Below are 25297 nucleotides of genomic sequence, written 5' to 3'. Positions count from 1 at the left end.
GCCTTGAGTCATATTGATATCACTATCTTTTAATTTTCAGCTGTTTAGGCAAGCATGATGCCCACCCTCAAAGTTGATTTACGCTTCTTCTTTGACTGCCGCCTGATACAGGTAAACGGTTGCCAACGGCGGCACGGTCACAGACAGGGAATTTGGTTTGCCATGCGACCAAACTTCTTCTGTCTCCACCGTTGCGCCGGCAGAAACGCCGCTGCCTTTGTAATGCAGGTCGTCTGAATTGAGGATTTCGCGGTATTCGCCGGCAGAATTCACGCCGAAGCGGTAGCCTTCGCGTACTACTGGCGTGAAGTTGCTGATGACGATAACGCGGTTGCCTTCGCGGTCGCGGCGTTCGAAGACGAAAACGGAATTGTTGCCATCATCGGCAACCAGCCATTCGAAGCCTTCCGGCCATTGGTCTAATTGGTAAAGCGGCGCGGTGTCTTTATAGACATGGTTCAATTCGCGCACAAAGTCTTGTACGCCTTTGTGCCAGCCGCCCTCTTGCTCCAACAGGAACCAATCCAGTCCTTCGTTGTAGTTCCACTCGCGGCCTTGCGCAAACTCGCTGCCCATGAACAAAAGTTTTTTGCCGGGGAAGCCGTACATAAAGCCGTAGTAGGCGCGCAGGTTGGCAAATTGTTGCCAGCAGTCGCCGGGCATACGTCCGAGCAGCGAGCGTTTGCCGTGTACGACTTCATCGTGTGAAAGCGGCAGGACGAAGTTTTCGCTGTACTGGTACATCATGCCGAAAGTCATTTTGTTGTGGTGATATTTGCGGTTGATAGGGTCTTCCATCATGTAACGCAAAGTATCATTCATCCAGCCCATATTCCATTTGAAGCTGAAGTTCAAACCTTCTTGGCGGGTCACATTGGCAAATGAAGTAGATTCTTCGGCAATTTCGGTCGCAGCCGGAACTTCTTCTTTCAACATGGTGTTGGTATCGCGCAGGAAAGCGATGGCTTCAAGGTTTTCATGGCCGCCGTATTGGTTCGGAATCCACTCGCCGTCTTTACGCGAGTAGTTGCGGTAAATCATCGAAGCAACCGCGTCAACGCGGATACCGTCGAAGCCGAAACGTTCTATCCAATACAGGGCATTGCCTTGCAGGAAGTTTTTCACTTCATTTCTGCCGAAGTTGTAAATCAGGGTGTTCCAGTCTTGGTGGTAGCCTTCGCGCGGATCGGCGTGTTCGTACAGCGCGGTGCCGTCAAACTTGGCCAGGCCGTGATCATCGGTCGGGAAGTGGCCGACCACCCAGTCGAGGATAACGCTGATGCCCTCGTCGTGCGCGGCTTTAATCAATGCGCGCAATTCTTCCGGCGAACCGAAACGGCTGGTCGGCGCATACAAACCGGTTGCCTGATAGCCCCATGAGCCGTCAAACGGATATTCGGAAACAGGCAGAAACTCGATATGGGTAAAGCCCATGTCTTTGACGTATGCCACCAGCTCTTTGGCCAGCTCTTCGTAAGTCAGCCAGTAATTGTTTTCCGGATTGCGCTTCCACGAACCCAAATGTACTTCATAAATACTGATCGGCGCATCAACGGCATTGGCGCGGGCGCGGAAGGCCGGTTCTTCCACTTCGTCAGGCAAACCGCGCACGATAGATGCCGTGGTCGGGCGCAGTTCTGCACCGAAAGCATACGGGTCGGCTTTTTCACGTACATTACCGTTGGCATCACGGATTTCAAATTTGTATAGGGCATTGAGTTTGACTGCAGGGATGAAGATATCCCAAATGCCGTTGTCGCGGTGGAAACGCATCACATGGCGGCGGCCGTCCCAGTTGTTGAACTCGCCGATAACGGAAACGCGTTGCGCATTGGGCGCCCAGACGGCAAAACGTACGCCCTTCACGCCGTCCAACTCGGCAAAATGCGCGCCTAAAGTCTCATAAGGACGCAGGTGTTTGCCTTCGGCCAACAGCCAGGAATCCATGTCTTGCAACGCAGAGCTGAAATGATAAGGGTCTTCTTCAATCACAGGCTCGGAATCTTCGGTATAACGGATACTCAAAGCGTAATCGGGCGCATCATCGGGCAAGACGGCCACAAAGAAACCGCGTTCATCAATTTTTTCAGACGGCACGATGAGTTCGCCGCTGCGGCGGTTCACGATATCCACGCTTACTGCGCCGGGAATCAAAACGCGTACTACTTCATCGCCCTCTGCAAGGCGGTGTCGTCCCAGATAAGCGAACACATCGCTATGGGTGGCAAGAAACAGGCTTTCGACCGTATCGCGCTCGATTTGGTCAAGTTCATGATAAGTCTTGATTTGGCTGTTTGTTTTCATGCGTACCTCGTCAATAATGGCAAGTTGGCCGCCCATGAGGCGGTGTTGTAGGAAATCTTCCAAAGAAACCGGCATTTTTTGCGCCCAGTTCGGATAGCCTTCGGTTACACCCGGGACATTCAGATTGTCAATGACGCCCAGCAGGTTTTCCAGCTGTACGGCGTAAAGCTTGCTGCGGCTCAATGCGCCGTATTTGTGCAAAGCCGCCAGCAAGGTTTCATCGGCTTTTGCCGGCATTTGTACGTCTGCACCCAGACAGCCGGTTTCTTTCAATTTATCCAGCAAATCGGCTTTATCGTGTTCGCGCTCATCCAAGGCCGTCTGAAAAGCGGCTGCATCAGGCAGAGTACCGAGCTTAAACATCGTATCCAAATCTTTGCCTGTCCAATAGCCTGCCAGCGGCGCAACATCGTGGGTGCTGATGACCGTAATCGCCTGCTCGGGGTATTCTTCCGGCAATTGGAAACCGTTCCAGCCCTTGCTGAAATACATTACTTTGTAAGAGAACACCTGATAGCGGTTGAGCAGATGGCGGGCTTCGTCAGGTACCGTCCCCAAATCCTCGCCGATAATGACGCAGCGGTTGCGCCGGCTTTCCAACGCCAAAATAGCAAACATCACTTCGGCATCGTAATGCACATACGCGCCGAAATCCGCTGTTTTACCGTTTAACACCCACCACAAACGACACAATGCCATCACATGGTCGATCCGCAATACGCCATACAGACGCATGTTTTCGCGCAACAGATGGGCAAATTTTTCATAGCCCGTATGCTTCAACATCAACGGATTAAGCGGCGGCAAATCCCAATTCTGCCCCGTCGGCCCCAAAGGATCGGGCGGCGCGCCGACTGACAAGTCCATACAATAATCTTGGCGGTTTAACCAAGTATCCGCGCTGCCGCGCGCCACGCCGACTGCCAAATCGCCGTAAATACCGAGTTTGACACCGTATTCGGCAGCGGCTTGGTTGATTTCGCGCAACTGCTCCGCACAAAGCCATTGCAGCCACATATAAAAACGGATTTCACGCTCATGACTACGCGCAAATTTTTCTACTGCTTCGCTATCAGGTTGATGAAATTCAGACGGCCATGACTGCCAACCCACTTGTCCGGGACGGCTGTAATACTGGTCCAAAGCCTCAAACAAACCGAAGCCCTGCAAAGCCTTGCCTTTGTTCGTAACAAATGCTTCAAATGCAGCGCGTTCATTTTCCGCGGCTTCGCAGGTATCTTGTTCAAACGCGTTAAACGCCATGTGCAGCGCATCACGCTTGCACGCCCAAACCGCTGTATAAGTCACCGTTTCCGTGATACGCAAAGCAGCGATGCGCTGACGGATTTTCGGTTGCGCCAGCCAGTTTTTCAGTTGTTCGTTATAAGTAAACGCACCGACTTTCTCAACATCCAAATAAATCGGATTGAGCCATTCGCGCGAAGAAGGGCTATACGGGCTGGCAAAGGCGGGCTTGCTGGTAAACAAAGCATGCAAAGGGTTGATACCGACAAAATCCAGCTTTTTCTCCGCCGCATATTTCATCAGGTTCAACAAATCGGTAAAGTCGCCTATGCCCCAGTTACGCTCAGAACGCAGGCTGTACAAATGCATGGTCAAACCATTCATCCGTCCACCATTGGCAAGCAGTTTAGGCTGATAAACCGATTCAGGCGCAACAATCAGGCGCACAAAGCAACTTTTGCCGCCGGTCTCGGCCGACAAGGTGTAATAACCGCAAGCCAGTTGGGGCAGCTTAATCCAAAGCGTATCGTTGTCGCCCGGATACACAGTCAAGGTCTGACATTTATTTGCTTCATCAATCAATAAGACCGCTTCCGCGCCATGAAATTCAGACGGCATCTGTAAAGATTCTTCGCCATTTTCATGCGCAACCATCGTATTCAAATAAAGGTCGTCTGAATCCGGTTTGCTTTTATCCAAAACAGCGACAATCGATTCCAAAACTTCCGTTTTGGTCACATGATAAGTGCCGTTGATGTCGTGATAACCTAAATCAATACCGGCCTGTACCGCCTGCTGCTCCAATGTTTCACTCATTGCATTCTGCCTGTTTTACCAATATCTGAATCTTAATACAGATTCTGCCGCACCGTGATATGTAATTCATTGTAGTCTCAAACAAACCCCATATTTCCCCGCTTGATTTGACCTGAGCCAAAATTTCCTATTTATCTGTCTTGTAAAAACTTAAAGGCCGTCTGAAAAGGAGGATTTCATTCCCTTTCAGACGGCCTTTATCATGCGTTAAGCCTGATTAGTGATGGTGATGACCGTGCGGACCGTGTACGTGACCGTGGGCAATTTCTTCCTCGGTCGCATCGCGCACGCCCTCAACAGTCGCTTTGAACAATACTTTCATACCGGCCAAAGGATGGTTGCCGTCCACCACGGCTTTGCCGTCGGCAACATCGGTTACACGATAAATCAATACATCGCCGGTTTCCGGATCATCGGCTTCAAACATCATGCCAACTTCGACTTCAACAGGGAACACGCTGACATCTTCAATACGCACCAACTCAGGATCTTGTTCGCCGAAAGCATCATCGGGCGACAAAGCCACTTCGACGGTATCGCCTACATTTTTGCCGTGCAACGCTTCTTCCACCAAAGGGAAAATACCGTCATAACCGCCATGCAGGTAAGCAATCGGCTCTTCGGTTTTGTCCAACAGCTGGTTGTTGGCATCGTACATTTCATAATGCAGGGAAACTACGGAATTTTTAACAATAGACATCATGCCGTCCTTAATCAATATTTAAAAGTTACGCTACGGTTATTCTATCACAGCCGCAACCAAACAATCGGCTTGCTTTAATAAATACCTCGTGCAAATACCACAAAAAGATAAAAGCCTATATAAAAAAGCAAAATCAAATGATTTCAATACGCAGAAGTTGCTTTTTCACAACACAAAGTGATTAAATTACAAAAAACTTCCCCAAAGCAAAAACATTCCAAACCCTTAAAACCAATAACGAATAAAAATACACAACCCATTGAATACAATATATTTTTAAAATCTTCATCAATAATGAATATTTTTAGATGATTTTTCACGCGCCAATATGATTTACATTATTTTCACTATTTTCGTATTGATTTTAGCCGGCAAACGTTTACGCAACGTTGCATTGACCTATCCCGTGGGGCATAATATTGAAAAATTCAGCAATGAATTTCTACTGTATAGGCCGTCTGACGGCTATTTTTAGTTTAAATCGATTTAAAAAAGGTTCTTAAAAATGAAAAAATCTCTGTTCGCTGCTGCTTTGTTGTCTTTAGCTTTGGCCGCTTGTGGCGGTGCTGATAAAGCTGCTGAAACTGCCGCTTCTGCTGCTTCTGAAGCCGCTGCTTCTGCTACTGAAGCTGCTGCTTCTACTGCTGATGCCGCAGCTTCTGCCGCTACCGAAGCTGCTGCTTCTGCTACTGAAGCCGCTGCTTCTGCTACTGAAGCTGCTGCTTCTGCTACTGATGCCGCTGCTTCTGCCGCTTCTGAAGCTGCTAAATAATATTCTTTTGAATATAAAAAAAGCAGGATACCATTGCGTATCCTGCTTTTTTACATTCCTCTCACTCCCCTTCCCAACTTTTCCGCCTGACTGCCATGCACCTTCACGACCGTTTTGCTGAGTTTCTTTCCGCCTCTGAAATCATCGAAGCCACTCCGGCCTTGTTAAACGACCAACGCCGCCGTTTTGTTTCTTCGCCAGATATTGTCTTACAGCCGAACTCTGTCGAAAGCGTGCAGAAAATCATGCGTTTCTGTTTTGAAAACCGCATCCGCGTCACCCCGCAAGGCGGCAATACCGGATTATGCGGCGCGACGGTAACCAACGAAGGTGTACTGCTCAACCTCTCCAAGCTCAACCGCATCCGCGATATCAACCTTGCCGACAACAGCATGACGGTTGAGGCCGGCGTAATTTTGCAAAATGCCCAAAAAGCGGCAGCCGAAGCCGGACGACTGTTTCCGCTCAGCCTTGCCAGCGAAGGCTCTTGCCAAATCGGCGGCAATATCGCCTGCAATGCCGGCGGTTTGAATGTCTTGCGTTACGGCAGCATGCGTGATTTGGTATTGGGTCTGGAAGTCGTTTTACCCAACGGCGAACTGGTTTCCCATCTTCAGCCCCTGCACAAAAACACGACCGGCTACGACTTGCGCCATCTTTTTATCGGCAGCGAAGGAACATTAGGCATCATTACCGCCGCCACACTCAAACTCTTTGCCCAGCCCAAAACCAAAGCGACTGCATGGGTAGGCCTAGATGATATTGAATCCGCCGTCTCGCTTTTGACCGCTGTGCAAGGCCATTTTGCCGAACGCTTGACCAGTTTCGAGCTGATCAGCCGCTTTGCCCTCGATTTATCTTCGGAATTCAGCCAACTCAAAAAGCCTGCCGATGCGGAATGGCATATTTTGATTGAACTTGCAGACTCCGTTCCCGACGCAGGTTTGGATGAAAAGCTTGCCGAATTTCTCTATCAAAACGGATGGGAAAACAGCATCTTGGCGCAATCCGAGCAGGAACGCTCCGATTTGTGGACCTTGCGTGAAAATATTTCCGCTTCCCAACGCAAACTCGGCACCAGCATCAAACACGACATCGCCGTCCCTATCGCCCAAGTGGCCGCTTTTGTCCGCCAATGCGCGCCTGCCTTGGAAACCCGTTTCCCCGGCATACAAATTGTCTGCTTCGGACATTTAGGCGACGGCAGCCTGCATTACAATACATTCCTGCCCAATGTATTAAGCAACGATGCCTACCAATACGAAGATGCCGTCAATATCATTGTTTATGAAAACATCCTTGCCTGCCACGGTACGATTGCTGCCGAACATGGCGTAGGCATCATCAAAAAACATTGGCTGCCCCGAGTGCGCACACAGGCCGAACTTGCTCTGATGCATGCCATCAAAAATCAGTTTGACCCTTACGGCATCATGAATCCGGGCAAACTCCTGCCTTCTTTGGATTAACACAGACAAAAAGGCCGTCTGAAACATTTCAGACGGCCTTTTATCTTATCCAAACTATTTTAATGCTGTTTTCCAGTCCAATCCGCCTAATGACGGTACCTGTATCACTTCATTGGTATCCAAATTGACCGCTGTCAGCTCTCCGCCCCACAACGCGCCGGTATCCAAAGCAATCACTTGGTCTGTGTTAACGTAGCCCAACGACGACCAATGCCCGAACACGGTAATATAATCCAAATTCTGCCTATCAGGCGCTTTAAACCAAGGGCGCAGGTAAAGCGGCATCTTCTTCAAAGTGGATTTATATTCGTAATCCAATTCGCCTTTGTACGTCAGCGCACGCATACGCGTAAAGACATTAACAATCATCCGCAGGCGCTCGTAGCCTGTCAAATCGTCCGTCCACTCGGTCGGCTTGTTGCCGTACATTTTGCCAAAAAATTTCCTGTATTTTTTACCTTGCAACTCATCCTCAGCTTCACGGGCAAGACTTTCAGCCTTATCAACCGACCATTGCGGCAAAATACCGGCATGCACCATCACATGTCTATCGCCGCGCACCAAAAGCGGTTGATGACGCAGCCAGTCAAGCATGGCATGACTATCGGGATGGGTCAAAATCGGCTCAACCGTATCACTGCGCTTGAGCGTTCCTTCACCGCAACCGACTGCCAAAAGATGTAAATCATGATTACCCAAAACCATTTGCACACTGCTGTCATGCTCTTTGGCAAATTTCAGGGTTTCCAAGGACTTCGGGCCGCGATTGACAATATCGCCGACCAGCCAAAGGGTATCCGTACCATGATTAAAGCCGATTTTGGCAAGCAACAAAGTCAGCTCGTCAAAACAGCCTTGAATGTCTCCGATTGCGTAATGTGCCATTATTATTGTTTTCCGTTGTTATTATTTTCAGACGACCTCAAGCCCAGGCCGTCTGAAAACATCAATTATGCATTTAAAACCAATACTGCCTCTGCTTCAACCTGAACGCCTTTAGGCAGGCTGGCCACGCCAACTGCCGCACGTGCAGGGAAAGGTTGTTCGATAAATTCAGCCATCACTTCATTGAATGCGGCAAAGTTGGCCAAATCAGTCAAATAAGCATTGAGTTTGACGATATCTTGCAGCGAACCGCCGGCCGCTTCGGCTACGGCTTGCAGGTTTTTAAATACTTGCACTGCTTCGGCGCGGAAGTCGCCATCGCCGACCACAGTCATCGTAGCCGGATCCAAAGGAATCTGACCGCTCATATAAACCGTATCACCTGCGCGGACTGCTTGGCTGTATGCACCAATCGCGGCAGGGGCTTTGTCGGTATGGATAATGGTTTTAGACATGATATTCTCCTCAAGTAGAAATGTCAGAATCAGGTGGAAGCTTCGAATTTTACTTTCAACAGAAATACGTTTCAATAAAAGCATTCAATTAATGCGTTTATCCCGTCTTGTTCTTCCCCGATTTTAAACCTACAATCCCACACATTATTCATTTCAAAGCCGAAATTATTATGTTTTTTGTCTTATCCCCAGCCAAAAACCTCAACGAAAAAGCCCCCTCACCCGTCAGCAGCTTTACCCAGCCCGACCTTCTGTCCGAAGCAGAAATCCTGATGCAGGAGTTGCGCCAGCTTGCCCCTCAACAAATCGCCAGGCTGATGCATGTTTCCGACAAAATCGCCCTGCTCAATGCTGAACGCAATGCCGTATGGCACACGCCGTTTACCCCTGAAAACGCTAAACAGGCCGTATTTATGTTCAACGGCGACGTCTATGAAGGCATCGCCGCCGATACGCTCAAACCGGAACAAATCGACTACCTGCAACAACACGTCCGCCTGCTCTCCGGCTTATACGGCGTACTGCGCCCGCTCGACTTGATGCAGCCCTACCGCTTGGAAATGGGTACGGCCTTTGCCAACTCGCGCGGCAAAAATCTCTACGAATTTTGGGGCGATAAAATTACCGACCTGCTCAACCAAACGCTGAAGCAGGCCGACAGCGACGTTTTAATCAACCTCGCCTCACAAGAATATTTCAAATCCGTCAACACCAAAAAACTCAACGCACGCCTGATTACGCCGATTTTCAAAGACGAGAAAAACGGCAAATACAAAATCATCAGCTTCTACGCCAAACGTGCGCGCGGTTTGATGGTGCGCTACGCGGCAGAACACGGCATTACCGATCCTGAAATGCTGAAAAATTTTGACTACGAAGGCTATTCATTCAATGAAGCAGCTTCAAACGAAGCCGAATGGGTATTCATGCGTGAAAAACAATCTAAATAAAAACAGAATACTAGATATTTTTTCTAAAATACCTCTTGGCAAGGGCCGTAAGTTCCATTAATATTACGGCTTCAAGAATGGAAGCGTGGCAGAGCGGTTTAATGCAACGGTCTTGAAAACCGTCGAGGGTTGATAGCCCTCCGTGAGTTCGAATCTCACCGCTTCCGCCATTCTTGATATTTTTTTATCTAGTGAAAATGAAATGCGAGACTTGATGATTCAAGTCTTTTTTTATTTTCAAATCCAAAGAATACCGTAAAGGCCGTCTGAAACTTTCTATAACGCAGTTTCAGACGGCCTAATACCTTTAAAATTCCCCCAAATCCCTAAAGTCCTACCCAGACATTTAGGAATTTGGGGGATTTTTGCAAAGGTATCCGCTTTTCTGATCTTTGCCGTCAATGGTATCGGCCTACCCATCACCAATACAGAATTTTTGCTCGACAATAGAGGGGCGTTTTCTATGCCGACGCGATCGTGCATTTTGCCTCAAGTCTATGTACTACCGTATCGTTTACAGTAGGATTTGCTGCATATTCTGAGCTGTTGCCACAGCGTACCGCCGTTGCTGTTATCTTGGAGAAGATTGCGGTAAGCAGTGTTTAGATGGAGTGTCATTCGATGATGGTGTGGTGGCAGGACAGGTCTTGAATGTGGTATCGTTCTTCTTGGGTCAGTTGCGTGTCGCTCATGGTAATCTTTCTTATAGGAGAGACCGTATGTTGCTGCATCCAAACTTTTCCGTTATGGAAAGTTTGCCCTTCAAATCTGAATCTGCTGGCCTCTATTTATCATTATTTAATTGCTACAAGGATATTTAAATGAAACGGGAAACCATTGCACTGCATGCAGGCTATCAATCCGAACCGACTACCAAATCCGCTGCTGTCCCCATTTACCAAACCACTTCCTACACTTTCGACAACACGCAACACGGCGCAGACTTGTTCAACCTTGATGTAGCGGGCAATATCTACACCCGTATCATGAATCCGACCACTGCCGTTTTGGAAGAACGCGTTGCCCGTTTGGAAGGAGGTATCGCCGCATTGGCTGTCGCCAGCGGTATGGCGGCAATTACCTATGCCGTTCAAACTTTGGTTGAAGCAGGCGACAACATCATTGCAACCAAAACCCTCTACGGAGGCACATACAATTTCTTTGCCCACAGCCTGCCGCGCCAAGGCATAGAAGTACGCTTTATCGATCCGGCCAAGCCCGAAGAAATCGCCGCCAATACCGACAGCCGCACCAAGCTGGTGTATTGCGAATCTATCGGTAATCCCGCCATCAATGTCGTCGATATTCCAGCATTTGCCCAAGCCGCGCACGCTCAAGGGCTGCCTTTAATGGTAGATAATACCGTCGCTACGCCCACGCTGTTCCGACCCATCGAACACGGCGCCGACATCGTTATCCAATCCCTGACCAAATACATCGGCGGCCACGGCACAACGATTGGCGGTGCCATTATCGACGGCGGTAAATTCCAATGGGCAGGCAATCCGCGTTTTGAAAAAAACTTCAATCAGCCTGATCCGTCTTACCACGGTGTAAACTACTGCGAACATTTTGGTGCGGCGGCCTATATCGCCCGCGCCCGCGTCGTTCCATTGCGTAATACCGGTGCCGCCCTGTCTCCGCACAGCGCATTTTTACTGCTTCAAGGTTTGGAAACCCTCGCCCTGCGTATGGAGCGTCATTGCGAAAATGCCCTAAAAGTAGCCGAATTCTTAAATAAACATCCGCAGGTCGAATGGGTGAACTATCCCGCCCTGCCCGACAGTCCGTATAAAGCCTTGATTGACCGCGACTACGGCGGAAAAGCCTCAGGTTTGCTGAGTTTTGGTATTAAAGGCGGTCGTAAAGCCGGAGCGAAGTTCATTGATGCCCTGCAACTCTTCCTGCGCTTGGTGAATATCGGCGATGCCAAATCGCTGGCTACCCATCCTGCTACAACGACCCACCGTCAGCTTGACGATGCAGAACTCGCCGCAGCGGGCGTCAGTCCCGACATGGTACGTCTGAGCGTGGGTATCGAGCATATCGACGATTTGCTTGTCGACTTGGCGCAGGCATTGGATGCCGCACAGGCATAAGCAATAGCAGCGCTAATTAGATGGAAAAAGTCTCCGCTTAAAAAGGCCGTCTGAAAACTTCTTTTCAGACGGCCTTTTTCCTTTTCTACAAATCAAATGCGGCGTTAATCAAACGTTTGGTGTAATCGTTTTGCGGATGGTGGAAAATCTGATCCGCGCTGCCGTACTCAACCATTTCGCCCTGCTTCATCACAATCACATTATCGCTGACAGCGCGCACGACAGACAAATCATGACTGATGAACATATAAGTCAGGCCGTATTTCTTCTGCAAATCGCGCAAAAGTTCGACCACTTTGGATTGTACGGAGCGGTCAAGCGCAGAGGTTGGCTCGTCCAAAAGGATGAATTTCGGGCGCAGGATAACGGCGCGTGCAATAGCGATACGTTGACGCTGGCCGCCGGAGAATTCGTGCGGATAACGGTTGAGCGCGTCAAGCGGCAGGGACACTTCCTTCATGACTTCCAAAACGCGTAGGATGCGTTCTTTTTTGGTCATTTCAGGATGATGAACCGTCAAACCTTCGCCGATAATTTCACCAACGGTCAGACGCGGGGAAAGCGAACCGAACGGATCTTGGAACACAATTTGCCGTTGCGATTTCAGACGGCGTGCTTCTTCGGCGGTATAGTTTTTCAGGTCTTTGCCTTCAAAGGAAATATTGCCGGTATAAGGCAGCATCTGCATGACGGCTTTGCCCAGCGTGGATTTGCCGGAACCGGACTCGCCGACGACGCCCAATGTTTCACCTTTTTTAATTTTGAGGCTGATGCCTTTGACGGCGTCAAAAGTTTTGAGCGGTTTGCCGAAAAAGTTTTGCTTCAATACGAAAGAAACATGGACATTATCGGCTTCGATTAACACACCGGCATTGTTTTCTTCCGGCTCTTTCATGCCTTTGGGAATGGCATTGATGAGTTCGGCAGTATATTCGTGTTTCGGATGGGCAAATACTTCTTTGATTTTGCCGCGCTCGACAATTTCGCCGTTGCGCATGACGCAGACGGTTTTGGAATAGTGTTCCGCCAAACCCAAATCGTGGGTAATGAAGATAATCGCCATGCCCATTTGCTGTTGCAAGTCGTGGAGCAAATCGAGAATCTCGGCTTGAATGGTTACATCCAAAGCGGTGGTCGGCTCGTCGGCAATCAGCAGGTCGGGTTCATTGATGAGCGCCATAGCAATCATGATGCGTTGCAGCTGACCGCCGGAAAACTCGTGCGGATACTGCTTCATGCGGCGTTTGGCTTCTTTGATGCCAACCCGTTGCAACAATGCCAATGCTTTTTGTCCTGCCTCTTTTTTGCCGAGCTTTTTATTGTGTACCCGCGCCGCTTCAATCAGCTGCGTACCGATACGCATAAACGGATTGAGGGAAGTCATCGGCTCTTGGAAAATCACGCTGATGCGGTTGCCGCGCAAATCGCGTAAGGTTTTCTCATCGGCGTCCAAAATGGAAATGCCGTCAAACGTAATACGCGAATCTTTGCTGTATCGGGCAAATTTTTCAGGCAGCAGACGCATGATGGACATGGACGTTACCGACTTGCCCGAACCGGATTCGCCAACCAAAGCCAATGTTTCGCCCTCTGCCACTTTAAAGCTGACATTACGCACGGCGTGCACGGTTTTCTCATGCAGTTCGAAATTGATGTCCAGATTTTCTACAACCAGTAACTGTTTTGTCATTTTGATTATCCTTTTGGTTGTGGTTTAGCGGTCTTTCGGATCAAGCGCATCGCGCAGGCCGTCGCCGATAAAGTTGAAACAGAACAAAGTGGTTACCAGGAAGAAACTCGGTACGAGCAGCTGCCATGGTGCGGCTTCCATCGAAATCGCGCCTTCTTGCAGCATCGAACCCCAACTGGTCATAGGCTCTTGCACACCCAAGCCCAAGAAGCTCAAGAAGGATTCAAACATAATCATGCCCGGTACCAACAATGAGGCATACACCATCACCACGCCCAAAACATTCGGAATAATGTGGCGCGTTACGATTTTACGTTTTGCCACGCCGCTCACACGCGCCGCTTCGACAAACTCTTTATGCTTCAAGCTCAAGGTTTGACCGCGCACGATACGCGCCACGTCCAACCAAGACACCAAACCCACGGCGGCAAAAATCAAAAGCAGGTTGCGACCGAAGAATGTAGTCAGCAGAATCACGAAAAACATAAATGGAAACGCGTTCAAAATTTCCAAAAAGCGCATCATCAGCGAATCGAGCTTACCGCCGATAAAGCCGGCAATCGCGCCGTAAAGCGTACCGATGACAACGGCCACCAATGCGCCGGCCACACCGACCAGCAAGGAAATACGTCCGCCGGTTGCCGCGCGCGACAGCAAATCGCGGCCGAGCAAATCTGTACCCAGATAGTGATGGGTAGAAAAGGACGGCGGAATCTGCATATTGTCCCAGTCGGTGAAGTCGTAGGTGTAGCGGACAATCCATGGCGCCACAATCACAAAAATGCTGATCAGCAACAGGATGATAATGCTGTACACCGCCGCTTTGTTTTGTTTAAACCGCCGCCATGCGTCGCTCCACAGGCTTTTGCCGTGTACTTGGGCGTATTCTGCTGCCTCTGCGAGGGCCTGAGTCTGCTTCTTTTTGAATAACATAATGTTCTCTCTCGCTTTTTATTCTTTCTTCAGGCCGTCTGAACGTTTCAGACGGCCTTTGCGCAAATGGGATTAATAACGGATTTTCGGGTCAATAATGGCATACAGAATATCGAGGATGGCGTTGAACAAAATGGTCATAATGCCGACCAAAATCGTCAAACCCAAAATCATGCCGTAGTCGCGGTTGAGCGCGCCGTTGACAAACAATTGTCCGACGCCGGGAATACCGAACACGTTTTCAATCACAATGGAGCCGGTAATGATGCCGACAAATGCCGGACCTAAGAAAGAAACAATCGGCAGCATGGCGGGACGCAGCGCATGGCGCAGAATGATGCGGCTCATGGGCAGGCCTTTGGCGCGTGCCGTGCGGATAAAGGGACTGTTCAACACTTCAATCATCGCGCCGCGCGTAATCCGCGCGATACTGGACACATAACCAATGGACAAAGTAACAACGGGCAAAATCAAGTTCATCAGTGCACCATCGTTCCAGCCGCCCGCAGGCAGCCATTGCAGTCTGACGGCAAACACCAGCACCAATACCGGCGCCATCACAAAACTGGGAACGACGATACCGGTCATCGCGCCGCTCATCAGCGAATAATCCAGCCAGCTGTTTTGTTTTAAGGCGGCGATAATGCCGATAAACATGCCGAAGATGGCGGCGATTAAAAAGGCATAGAAGCCAAGTTCTGCCGATACCGGCAGGGATTGGGCAAGCAACTCATTAACGCTGAAATCTTTATATTTGAACGACGGCCCCAAATCCCCCTGCGCCAACTGCTTGAGGTAGTGGAAATATTGGAGGTACATCGGATCATTGAGGTGATATTTCGCTTCGATGTTGGCCATGACCGCAGGCGGCAAATTGCGTTCGCCCGTGAACGGGCTGCCCGGTGCGAGCCGCATCAGAAAAAACGATACGGTAATCAACACCAGCATGGTCGGGATGGAAGCACATATCCGTTTGATGATGAATTTCAACATAATCAGGCTGTCCTGTCTGAACATACCGGACTCGTGAAAACAAAGCTGACCTGAAGCGGAAATCGAATGAATGGCAGCAGGCATCTGTAACGTCGCCGCGCCGGTTTCTCTCTCTATTCCGACCGGGTTATTGTTTTTATTCGGAGTCGGGTAAGGTTTTTTTAGTTTTTAGATAATTGTTGTTATAAGGCCGTCTGAAACTTTGTATCCGCCGTTTCAGACGGCCTTTCACGTTAACGCGCCAAAGGTTCGGTGCGTTCAATCAGCCATGCTTTAGCCGCGCCTTCTGTCAAAGGCTCAAGACGGCGGCGCACTTCGGCGTGATATTGATTCAGCCATTCGATTTCGCTGCCGGTCATCAGTTTGGTATCGATCAGGCGCGTATCGATTGGGCAGAGGGTAACGGTTTCGAAATACAGGAATTTGCCGAACTCGGTTTCCTCTGGGTTTTCAACCGGACGGTTGATGACCAGGCTTTCAATACGGATGCCCCATTTGCCCGGACGGTAAAGACCCGGCTCGTTGGAAGTCAGCATGCCTGACTTCATCGCGTGATGCGGTTGCGGCACGGCGGCAACGGCAATGCTTTGCGGACCTTCATGCACATTGAGGAAATAGCCAACGCCATGGCCTGTACCGTGACCGTAATCGCATTGCGCCTGCCAGAGCGATTTGCGGCAGATAGCATCAATCATCGGGCCTTTGATGTTTTCAGGGAAAATGGTTTCCGCCAGAGAAATATGCGCTTTCAGCACCAAAGTGTAATCGCGCTTCATGGCCGCACTCGGATTGCCGACAGGCACCACGCGCGTGATGTCGGTCGTACCACCCCAGTATTGGCCGCCGGAGTCAATCAGCAGCATACCGTCGCCTTTGATTTTGCTGTTGTTTTCCGGTGTTGCGCTGTAATGAGGCAAGGCGGCATTGGCATTGTAGCCGGCGATGGTGTCGAAACTTGGCGAAATAAAGCCGGGACGTTGGCTACGGTGTTTGTAGAGCATGCCGTCGATGTCCAGCTCGCTCAATTCGCCGCCGTCTGCCAAGATTTGTTCAAACTCGGCAAAGAAGCCGCACAATGCCGCGCCGTCTTCCGCCATGGTATTGCGGATATGGGCGATGTCGGCATCGGATTTGACTGATTTGAAGAATGTGCTTGGGTGGATGGCTTCAATCAAACGAACGTCTTCAGGCAGGCGGCGCAAAGTACCGACAGCAGTTTTGTTCGGATCAATCAGCAATGCGCCCTTAACGCCTGCCAAATAGTCTGCCGCTTGCGCATAAGGCAATACTTCAAAACCTGCCGCTTTTAAAGCTTCGGCAGATTCGGCTTTCAGACGGCCTGCATCGGTAAACAATACGGCTTTGTCTTGGCTGATAAACAAATGGGACAAGAACACGGGGTTGAACGGCACATCATCGCCACGCAGATTGGTAATCCAAGCGATGTCGTCTAAAGAAGAAACCAAATGTGCATCTGCGTCCTGCTCTTTCATGGCCGCACGGATGCGGGCCAGTTTTTCGGCCGCAGTTTCGGAAACATAGTCGGGATGGTGAACGTAGATTTCCGGAGTCGGCAATGCAGGACGATCGTCCCACACTTCGTCCAACAAGGTTTCAGGATATTCGAGGCGGATGTTTTTGGCGGCAAGTGCCTGTTTCAAACCGCGCTCGCCGCTGAGTGCGAACATATCGGCAGGCGCACCGACCACTGCACCCTCGGGCAGATTTTGTGCCAACCACTCGGTATAAGGCGCATCAACGCCCATTTTTTGCAGCTCGATGCCGTTTGGCGCAAGCTGTTGGCCGGCCTGTTCCCAATAGCGGCTGTCCGTCCACACGCCTGCTTTATCGGCGGTCACCACCAAAGTGCCGGCCGAACCGGTAAAGCCGGAAAAATCGCGGCGTGCCTGCCAATGCTCGGGCAGGTATTCGGAAAGGTGCGGATCGGCGGAAGGAATGACAAACGCGTCCACACCATGTTTTTTCATGGCTTCGCGTAAAGCGGACAAACGTTGTTGTACAGATTTCATGTGTTATGTCTCCTATTGTTTCAGACGGCCCCTGTCATCAAGGCCGTCTGAAAATTTGTGCTGTCTATCATCAATCTATTTTTTCGGTGCGAACGACCAGCTCTTGACCGTGTAGTTCCGCAAAGGGTCTTTGTCGGAATAGCCGATAATATCAGGTTTGACCATACGCACTTCAACCTGATGATACAGCGGAATCAGCGCAGCGTCTTCTTGAAGCTGCTTCTCCGCATCGGCATAGAGCTGGCTGCGCGCTTCCTTGCTGACGCCATCTTTCAGCGTATTGTTCATAAATGCGTCAAACGCCGCGCTTTTGTAGCGGAATGCATTGTTTGAGTTGTTGGATTTCAAGATATTGAGCATACCTGCCGGATCGTTGAAATCGGAACACCAGCCGCTGAACGAAACCTTGAAATTACCTTGCGCGCGCGTATCCAAATACGTTTTCCATTCCTCATTGGACAAAGTCGGACGGATAAACGGAATGGCGGCCTTCCACACCGACTGCACGGCAGTGATTTGTTTTTTAGATGCTTCGCTGGTGCTGTACAAAATATCGAACTCAAGCGGATGGTCATCGTTGTAGCCTGCTTCGTTCAACAGTTTGCGTGCGGTTTCGATGCGTTTTTCAGGCGTCCACTCTTTCCACTCCGGATAAACAGGAATCACGCCCTGCATTTGCGGCGGTGTTAACTGGAACGCAGGCGTATCGCCACGGCCGCCCACTTTGACGACGATGTCGCGGCGCGTCAGCATATTGAGCGCCTTGCGGACGCGCGGATCATTAAACGGCGCCGCTTCGTGGTTCGGCTCCAAATACCAGCTGCACAAAGAAGTCGTACGTTTCACTTGTCCCGGAAACTCAATATCCGCCACTTTAACCTGATCGCTGGGAATGCCGTAAGTTACATCAATTTCATTGGCGCGATAACGGTTGTACTCGCCGCTGCCTGACAGGAAAACCGCCTTCGGAATAGCCACTTTGTCTTTATCGTAATAATTAGGATTGCGTTCCATATTGATGTGGCTGTTGACTTTCCAATCCTTTAACAGATAAGCGCCACTGGAAACATAATGACCGGGTTGCGTCCACTTGTTGCCGTATTTTTCGACAGTGGCGCGGTGCACCGGAAACGTGAATTGCTGAATCAGCATATCGGGGAAATAAGGTACGGGCGCAATCAGCGTAAATTGCAGGGTTTTTGCGTCCAACGCCTTAACACCCAATGTCTCAGGCTTGGCTTTGCCGTTTAATATATCTTCCGCATTTTCCACTTGGGCATCGACCAAATAGCTGCCGAAAGGTGCACCCGTGGCCGGATCGGCAAGACGGCGGAAGCTGTACACAAAATCCTCGGCGGTAATCGGATCGCCATTGCTCCATTTGGCATCACGCAGATGGAAAGTCCAGACACGCTCGCCTTTGCTTTCCCATCTTTCCGCCAAAGCAGGAATGGTTTTGCCTTCGGCATCCGTACCGACCAAACCATCCATCAGCTGGCGGATAATCGCACCGGCCGCCATATCGCCGCTCATCTGTGGGTCCAGCGTGCCCGGCTCAACGCCGTTGCTGACCACCACGCGCTCATAATCCGTACGCTTAAACTCAGGGGCGGGTTTGACATCGCGGCTGCACGCCGACAACGCAAATACGGCAGCCAATGATGCAGCCAACAGCGGATAGGTTTTTCCGGCCATATTTCATTCCTTCTTTTGGGTATTCTTCTTTTTCAGACGGCCTGATTATTCAAACTACACTTAACTACAAATATTTGAGGTTTTTAAACCCAGTTGAATCCTCTATTTTCAGATATAAAAATAGTGTTTAAAACTACCTATACCATCGAAATAAAAGCAGTCGTCCAAGATTGTCGGCAAATTAACACAAAAATACGTAACTGAAAACTATTTTTCAATTTATCCTACGATAAGTTACAAATGTATTGATTTTTTATAATTTGTCAAATAAGATTATCCGAATTTCCCGTCCCCAATTAAGAAAAAGACATAAAAGGAGAACAAAATGAACAAGTTATCTTGTTTTGTTGCCACTACCCTCATCGGCTCTTCCATAAGCTTCGCCCACGCCGAACCTAAAATGAGCGGTACCATCTACATCATGACCGAGGTCGAACACAACAATAAAACCGGTGTAACCTCTACAACCATTTCCGATAAAAGTTCCAGTCTTTATCTCTCCGATGAAGTACCGCTCAACAACGACTTATGGTTGAAATGGCAACTTGGCTCCTTTATTTACTTCGATTCCGACCGCTGGGGCGGCTGGGGTACTGCCGACTCATACGTTGCGCTCAACAGTTACAAAAACCTCGGCACCGTCAAAATGGGTTACATCAGTACCCCTATGAACAGCATCTATCTGAACCCTTTCGACACCAACAGCCCGATTTTGGAATTCGGCAAAATTTCCCGTTTCGGCCAACGCCGCGTTTCCATGGCTTATGAATCGCCTTGGAAAAACGGTTTCCAATTCAAATTCAACGTCTCCCCAGGTTCCAATGCCGCGCGCAACAACAACGACTGGAATCCGGACAAAAAACGTGACGGCGACTGGGTCTTCGGCTGGGGCGTGGACTACTACCACCCCAACAACGGCTTTAACGCGCACTACGCTGCCGAATACGCACCCAACGACTCCCCAACCGAAACCAAAGACTTCCAAGCCCACGCTTTCATGGCCGGATACAGCAAAGACAAAATCTCCGTTGATGCCGCGTTCCAATACGCCAAAAACACTTGCGACGGCTTCAGCTGCTGGGGCGTATGGAAAGATGCGGCAGGCAACGTAGCCGGTTCTTACGACAAAGAAATCAACAACACCAAAGAATTTATGGTGTCGGGTTCATATAAAATCGGTAATTTCAAACCTCAAATCGGCTTTGCCTACGGTAAAAGCTCCATCGGCGAAAACTACAAACACGTCGCCGTCAGCACCGATTACAGCTTCTCCAAACGGACGACCGCCACACTCGGCGCCGGCTGGTTGAAAGAAAGTGTCAATCCGAAATACGACGAAGATTTGCCGAAAAAATCTTCTTACGCAGTGGGCATGGTATTCAAACACCGCTATTAATGCCTGACAGATTAAAGGCCGTCTGAAACAATTCGTTCAGACGGCCTTTTCTACATCCTATAAATAAACTTGCAGCCCACCTTAAAAATCATTACATTGCCCACACTCAAGCCACAAAAACGTCATCATGAATGCCCACCGCACCCTCATTATCTCTGTTTTCATCGTCGCCAGCTGCGGCCTCGCTTACGAGCTCATCATCGCCGCGCTTGCAAGCTATCTTTTGGGTGACAGTATTTTGCAGTTTTCCTCCGTCATCGGACTTTATCTTTTCTCGATGGGCATAGGCGCGCACCTGACCCAATACATCAAAGATAAAGACGTATTGCACCGCTTTATCGAAATCGAACTTCTGGTCGGCGTCATCGGCGGCATTTCCGCGCTCGCATTATTTGTGGCCTTCGGTTTATCCGCTGCCCCTTTCCGCACCCTGCTCTACGCTTTTGTGCTGATTGTCGGTGCGGTTGTCGGCATGGAAATCCCGTTGGTTATGCGCGTGTTAAACCAAAAAGGGGCGGAATTTAAAGAACTCGTTTCCAAAGTATTGACCTTCGACTACTTGGGCGCACTTGCCGTCTCGTTATTATTTCCGCTCCTGCTCGCCCCCAAACTCGGCATGGCGCGTTCCGCCCTCTTGTTCGGCATTTTCAACGCCGCCGTCGCCTATCTGACCGCGCGCGTGTTTAAAGCCGAACTGCCCCGCTACCGCGCCATCCGCCTGCGTGCGCTGATTGTCTTGTCCATCCTCGCCATCATCTTCGCCTACGCCGACCGCATTTCCTTCAAAGCCGAACAAAGCTATTTTGGCGATCCCGTCGTTTATCAAAGCCACTCGCCCTACCAGCGGCTCGTCGTGACCCGCTGGAAAGACGACACCCGCCTCTACATCAACGGCAACCTGCAATTCTCCTCACGTGACGAAGCCCGTTACCACGAAGCACTCGTTCTGCCCGCCATGCAGATGGTTCCCAATGCCGAACGCGTCCTGATTCTCGGCGGCGGCGACGGCTTGGCGGCACGCGAAGTCTTGAAATATCCGCAGGTCAGAAATGTTACTTTGGTCGATCTCGACCCCGACATGACTGCTACTTTTAAAACCTCCGCCACCTTAAGCGCGCTCAATCAAGGTTCGCTGTCCCATCCCAAAATGCACGTCGTCAATGACGATGCCGCCAAATGGCTGGAAAGGTCGTCTGAAAAATTCGACGTCATCATCATCGACCTGCCTGATCCCTCCAATTTCTCGCTGGGCAAACTCTACTCCGTCCCCATGTACCGCCTCGTTGCCCGCCATCTTGAGCCGCAGGGCAAGATTGTTGTGCAATCGACTTCGCCTTATTTCGCACCCAATGCCTACTGGTCGGTCGTTGCCACCCTCGAAGCGGCCAAGTTGAACACCGCGCCCTATCATGTCTACGTCCCCTCCTTTGGCGAATGGGGATTTGTGCTGGCAGGATTTGATAAGCAATTCCCCGTCCCGCAAAAATTCGACGTCCCCACGCGTTATCTGAACGCCCAAACCGCCGCCGAAATGTTCCGTTTTCCGCCCGATATGGCAAGGCGCAAGGTTGAAGCAAATTATTTGAACAACCAAATTCTCGTCAGTTATTTTGAAAGCGATTGGAACAATGTGATGCGATAGAATATCTAAAGGCCGTCTGAAACATCTGTCTTCGTTTTTATCTCCGTTTAGACGGCCTCATCGCCCGTTTACCCTTTTTCACACAGCATTTGCTTGAAAAAATAAGGTTTATCTTTATCTAGATAAAACACAATCGACACTATCCGTTGAATGAAGGAACAAACACTTATGCAGTATTTTGGAATCGGTTTTTTGGTTTTAATCTTTTTGGAAATCATGTCCATCGTCTGGGTTGCCGACTGGATAGGCGGCGGCTGGACGCTGTTTGTGATGGCCGTCAGCTTTATCAGCGGTATCTTTATGCTGCGCCATACCGGCATTTCCGGCCTTTTGCTCGCAGGTGCAGCCGTCCGCAGCGGCCAAAACATTTCCCTCTATCAAATGCTGTGGCCGATTCGCTATACCGCCGCCGCGGTTTTCCTGCTCAGCCCCGGTTTTATTTCAACCGCCGTCGCCCTGCTCTTACTGATTCCGTTTAAAGGCAATACGCCCGTTTCTTCTGCACAGTCTTTCCAAAGCCGTCAGACTTACGGCCCAGCCAAAGATGATGAAGACATTATCGAAGGCGAATACACGGTTACGCGCACCGGCAAAGCCGATAAACCGCAAGACTATATCGAGCACAAACCCGATTGACGACTTCCTTCATAACAGGCCGTCTGAATTAGGAATACCTCAAAAGTGTTTCATATTTCAGACGGCCTTAGTCATTTCCGGGCTTTGAAAATGTAAATATCGGTTTGTAATTCGGTTATTCCGCATAAATCATTTAAAATAAGCAGCTATTTTGATTCTAAAAACGACACGGTATCCAATGAACGTTCAACGTCTTTTCCCTCTCTCCCTCAGCTTGATTACCGCCGCTGTTTTATCGGCGTGCGCCACCCAAAACACACCGACTGCTTCGAAAACCGAAAGCGTCGTTCAGCCTAAATCCACTTCTATTCCTTCACGCCGCGCCGACAGCGAATCCAAAGTCCTGTCCGATTACAGCCAATACCAAAGCGCCATCGATGCCGCCAAACGCGGTGACGATGCTTGGGTACAACAATTTTTATCCCAAGCCAGCGACAGCGCAATGGCTGAAAACGTCCGCAACGAATGGCTGAAAACCTTGGGCGCGCGCGGCCAGTGGGATTTGTTCCGTCAAGAATTCAGCAAATTGAATGCCGCCGGCGTCGCACAAGAAGTGCAATGTTATGCCGATTTGAGCAGCGGAAATTACAGCAAAGCCGCCGAGCTGGTTCGCGTGACCGGTAAACTGCCTGCAGGTTGTACCCGCTTGGTTGAAAGCGCGGCAGCTTCAGGCCGTCTGAACACCAACGACGCATGGCGTCGCGTGCGCGGCTTGTTGAGCAACAGCCAAACCACGGATGCACGCAACCTCGCCGCCGCATTGGGCAGCCCGTTTGAAGGTGGTGCGCAAGGTGCGACCGAATACAGCCTGTTGAGCGTAATCGGCAAAGATGCACGCAAATCCGCTTCTGCCGCCGCTACCCTGTCCGACATGGAATCCGGCCTCAGCCGCGAACAACGCAGCTTCGCATGGGGCGTATTAGGCCACTACCATGCACAAAGCCAAAACATGCCGACTGCTTTGAGCTACTACGGCCGCGTTTCCGACCGCAAGCAACTGACCGACGAGCAATTGGAATGGTACGCACGCGCCGCTTTGCGCCTGCAACGTTGGGACGAATTGGCAAGCGTGATTCAACATATGCCTGAAAAACTGCAAAAAGACCCGACATGGCAATATTGGCTGGGCCGCAGCTTTGCGGCACAAGGCAAAAGCGGCCAAGCCAAAGAAATGTATGAAAAAGCCGCCGCTTCCGGCCGCAATTTCTACGCTGTATTGGCAGGTGAAGAGCTGGGCCGCCGCATCAATACGCGCAACAACGTTGCCGATGCCGATGCCAAAGATGTCCGTCGCATGAGCGAAGACGGCGCCATCAAACGCGCATTGGTTTTGTTTAAAAACAGCCAAAGCAACGGCGACTCCAAAATGCGCCGTCAGGCACAGGCAGAATGGCGTTTTGCCACCCGCGACTTCAACGAAGACAACCTGCTGACTGCCGCACAAGTCGCTTTTGACAACCAGTTCTATGACATGGCAATCAACAGCGCAGACCGTACCGACCACAAGCTCAACTACAAACTGCGCTATATCTCTCCGTTTAAAGACCTGACCGTCCGCTACGCCTCGCAAGCAGGCATCGATCCCGCTTGGGTTTACGGTTTGATTCGCCAAGAAAGCCGCTTTGTCATGGGCGCACAATCCAGCGTCGGCGCACAAGGCCTGATGCAGGTCATGCCTGCGACCGCCCGCGAAATCGCCGGCAAAATCGGCATGAGCAGCAGCGAACTCTACACCATGGACGGCAACATCCGCATGGGTACTTGGTACATGGCAGATGCCAAACGCCGCCTGCAAAATAACGAAGTAATGGCCACCGCAGGCTACAATGCCGGCCCAGGCCGCGCCCGCAACTGGCAGGCTTCTTCGCCTTTGGAAGGCGCGATTTACGCCGAGACCATCCCATTCACCGAAACCCGCGATTACGTGAAAAAAGTCATGACCAATGCGACTTATTACGCGTCATTGTTCAACGAACCGCAAACTTCGTTGAAACAACGTATGGGTACAGTTCCCGGCCGTTATTAATACCCGATACGCCGTCTGAAAAGTGAGACAGAATCAAACGTTCAGACGGCCTGCAATCTTGACAGACTATCGGGTTTATAAGATAATCGCCCGATTATTTCGGACCGAAAAGGTCACTTGCACGGCAAAAGCCGACTTGTTAGGAGGTGATGTTTACATCACGGCGCGTATCCCGCCCTGCCCTCGGCAAACCAGCGATACAACAACTACCCCATTATGACAAACCGTCCCCTATTTCTTAAAAACGGTTTGATTGAACAAAATTTAAAGGAAATAAAATGCCAGCTATTCGTGTTAAAGAGAATGAACCATTTGAAGTTGCCATGCGTCGTTTCAAACGTGCCGTAGAAAAAACCGGTCTGTTGACCGAACTGCGCGCCCGTGAAGCGTACGAAAAACCAACTACCGAACGCAAACGCAAAAAAGCTGCTGCAGCAAAACGTCTGCAAAAACGTCTGCGCAGCCAACAACTGCCTCCTAAAATGTACTAATTACAGGCCTGCCCTGTGATAAACGACACACCGCAAGGGCAGCTTTGCGGTGTGTTTTGTTTTTCAG

At 50.2% G+C, this 25297-nt stretch carries 18 protein-coding genes and 1 tRNA gene; 10 read left to right on the top strand and 9 right to left on the bottom strand.

The annotated features are described in order from the left end of the window. Positions 1 to 78 precede the first annotated feature (78 nt). Positions 79 to 4365 (bottom strand): 1,4-alpha-glucan branching protein GlgB, encoded by a 4287-nt coding sequence (gene glgB / locus ACTHRY_RS04625; RefSeq protein ID WP_049359580.1) that lies wholly within the window; start codon positions 4363 to 4365, stop codon positions 79 to 81. A 217-nt stretch (positions 4366 to 4582) separates the two neighbouring features. Continuing rightward, the gene (locus ACTHRY_RS04620) at positions 4583 to 5065 is read right to left on the bottom strand and encodes an FKBP-type peptidyl-prolyl cis-trans isomerase (protein ID WP_003683125.1); all 483 of its coding nucleotides are present in this window, start codon (positions 5063 to 5065) and stop codon (positions 4583 to 4585) included. Positions 5066 to 5573: 508 nt separating this feature from the next. Between ACTHRY_RS04620 and ACTHRY_RS04615 the strand changes: the two genes are divergently transcribed. Next, complete coding sequence (locus ACTHRY_RS04615) at positions 5574 to 5840, top strand: hypothetical protein (RefSeq protein WP_003746007.1); 267 nt, start codon at positions 5574 to 5576, stop codon at positions 5838 to 5840. A 95-nt stretch (positions 5841 to 5935) separates the two neighbouring features. Next, positions 5936 to 7309 (top strand): FAD-binding oxidoreductase, encoded by a 1374-nt coding sequence (locus ACTHRY_RS04610; protein ID WP_049323504.1) that lies wholly within the window; start codon positions 5936 to 5938, stop codon positions 7307 to 7309. A gap of 54 nt (positions 7310 to 7363) precedes the next feature. Here the strand turns inward: ACTHRY_RS04610 and ACTHRY_RS04605 are convergent, their stop codons facing one another. Both ACTHRY_RS04605 and ACTHRY_RS04600 read right to left on the bottom strand, forming a co-directional pair. Then, positions 7364 to 8194 carry a symmetrical bis(5'-nucleosyl)-tetraphosphatase gene (locus ACTHRY_RS04605; RefSeq protein WP_049323502.1) on the bottom strand — a complete coding sequence of 277 codons (831 nt, stop codon included), beginning with the start codon at positions 8192 to 8194 and terminating at the stop codon, positions 7364 to 7366. Between the two features lie 65 nt (positions 8195 to 8259). Then, positions 8260 to 8649: a RidA family protein gene (locus ACTHRY_RS04600; RefSeq protein WP_049323501.1), complete on the bottom strand. Its 390-nt coding sequence runs from the start codon at positions 8647 to 8649 to the stop codon at positions 8260 to 8262. A 170-nt stretch (positions 8650 to 8819) separates the two neighbouring features. Between ACTHRY_RS04600 and yaaA the strand changes: the two genes are divergently transcribed. The 3 genes from yaaA (at position 8820) to ACTHRY_RS04585 (ending at position 11698) form a co-directional block, all read left to right on the top strand. Further along, complete coding sequence (gene yaaA / locus ACTHRY_RS04595) at positions 8820 to 9599, top strand: peroxide stress protein YaaA (protein ID WP_440374078.1); 780 nt, start codon at positions 8820 to 8822, stop codon at positions 9597 to 9599. A gap of 79 nt (positions 9600 to 9678) precedes the next feature. Continuing rightward, a tRNA-Ser gene (locus ACTHRY_RS04590) sits at positions 9679 to 9769 on the top strand. Between the two features lie 651 nt (positions 9770 to 10420). Then, positions 10421 to 11698, top strand: a complete 1278-nt coding sequence (locus ACTHRY_RS04585; protein WP_049323497.1) for an aminotransferase class V-fold PLP-dependent enzyme — start codon at positions 10421 to 10423, stop codon at positions 11696 to 11698. A gap of 85 nt (positions 11699 to 11783) precedes the next feature. On the opposite strand, the gene ACTHRY_RS04580 is transcribed toward ACTHRY_RS04585, so the two are convergent. From ACTHRY_RS04580 to ACTHRY_RS04560, 5 genes are all read right to left on the bottom strand, one after another. Continuing rightward, on the bottom strand, positions 11784 to 13388 hold the full coding sequence (locus ACTHRY_RS04580) for an ABC transporter ATP-binding protein (protein ID WP_049323495.1): 1605 nt from the start codon (positions 13386 to 13388) through the stop codon (positions 11784 to 11786). 24 nt (positions 13389 to 13412) lie between these two features. Continuing rightward, the gene (gene oppC, locus ACTHRY_RS04575; RefSeq protein ID WP_003683112.1) at positions 13413 to 14321 is read right to left on the bottom strand and encodes an oligopeptide ABC transporter permease OppC; all 909 of its coding nucleotides are present in this window, start codon (positions 14319 to 14321) and stop codon (positions 13413 to 13415) included. 72 nt (positions 14322 to 14393) lie between these two features. Beyond that, entirely contained in the window at positions 14394 to 15314 is a 921-nt protein-coding gene (oppB, locus tag ACTHRY_RS04570; protein ID WP_036472303.1) for an oligopeptide ABC transporter permease OppB, read from the bottom strand. Between the two features lie 233 nt (positions 15315 to 15547). Beyond that, on the bottom strand, positions 15548 to 17344 hold the full coding sequence (locus ACTHRY_RS04565) for an aminopeptidase P family protein (protein WP_049323493.1): 1797 nt from the start codon (positions 17342 to 17344) through the stop codon (positions 15548 to 15550). Between the two features lie 75 nt (positions 17345 to 17419). Beyond that, positions 17420 to 19039, bottom strand: a complete 1620-nt coding sequence (locus tag ACTHRY_RS04560; RefSeq protein ID WP_049323491.1) for an ABC transporter substrate-binding protein — start codon at positions 19037 to 19039, stop codon at positions 17420 to 17422. 325 nt (positions 19040 to 19364) lie between these two features. On the opposite strand from ACTHRY_RS04560, the gene ACTHRY_RS04555 reads away from it, so the two are divergent. From ACTHRY_RS04555 to rpsU, 5 genes are all read left to right on the top strand, one after another. Further along, positions 19365 to 20435: a porin gene (locus ACTHRY_RS04555; RefSeq protein ID WP_049323490.1), complete on the top strand. Its 1071-nt coding sequence runs from the start codon at positions 19365 to 19367 to the stop codon at positions 20433 to 20435. 124 nt (positions 20436 to 20559) lie between these two features. After that, complete coding sequence (locus tag ACTHRY_RS04550) at positions 20560 to 22077, top strand: polyamine aminopropyltransferase (RefSeq protein WP_440374090.1); 1518 nt, start codon at positions 20560 to 20562, stop codon at positions 22075 to 22077. A gap of 168 nt (positions 22078 to 22245) precedes the next feature. Next, positions 22246 to 22713, top strand: a complete 468-nt coding sequence (locus tag ACTHRY_RS04545) for an FxsA family protein (RefSeq protein WP_036490296.1) — start codon at positions 22246 to 22248, stop codon at positions 22711 to 22713. 178 nt (positions 22714 to 22891) lie between these two features. After that, on the top strand, positions 22892 to 24739 hold the full coding sequence (locus ACTHRY_RS04540) for a lytic transglycosylase domain-containing protein (RefSeq protein WP_049322751.1): 1848 nt from the start codon (positions 22892 to 22894) through the stop codon (positions 24737 to 24739). 278 nt (positions 24740 to 25017) lie between these two features. Next, positions 25018 to 25230, top strand: a complete 213-nt coding sequence (rpsU, locus tag ACTHRY_RS04535; RefSeq protein ID WP_003680926.1) for a 30S ribosomal protein S21 — start codon at positions 25018 to 25020, stop codon at positions 25228 to 25230. The last annotated feature ends 67 nt before the right edge of the window (positions 25231 to 25297 follow it).

The sequence above is a fragment of the Neisseria sp. P0004.S004 genome, assembly GCF_051963335.1.
Taxonomy (GTDB): domain Bacteria; phylum Pseudomonadota; class Gammaproteobacteria; order Burkholderiales; family Neisseriaceae; genus Neisseria.
This window is presented reverse-complemented; position numbering and strand designations above follow the sequence as displayed.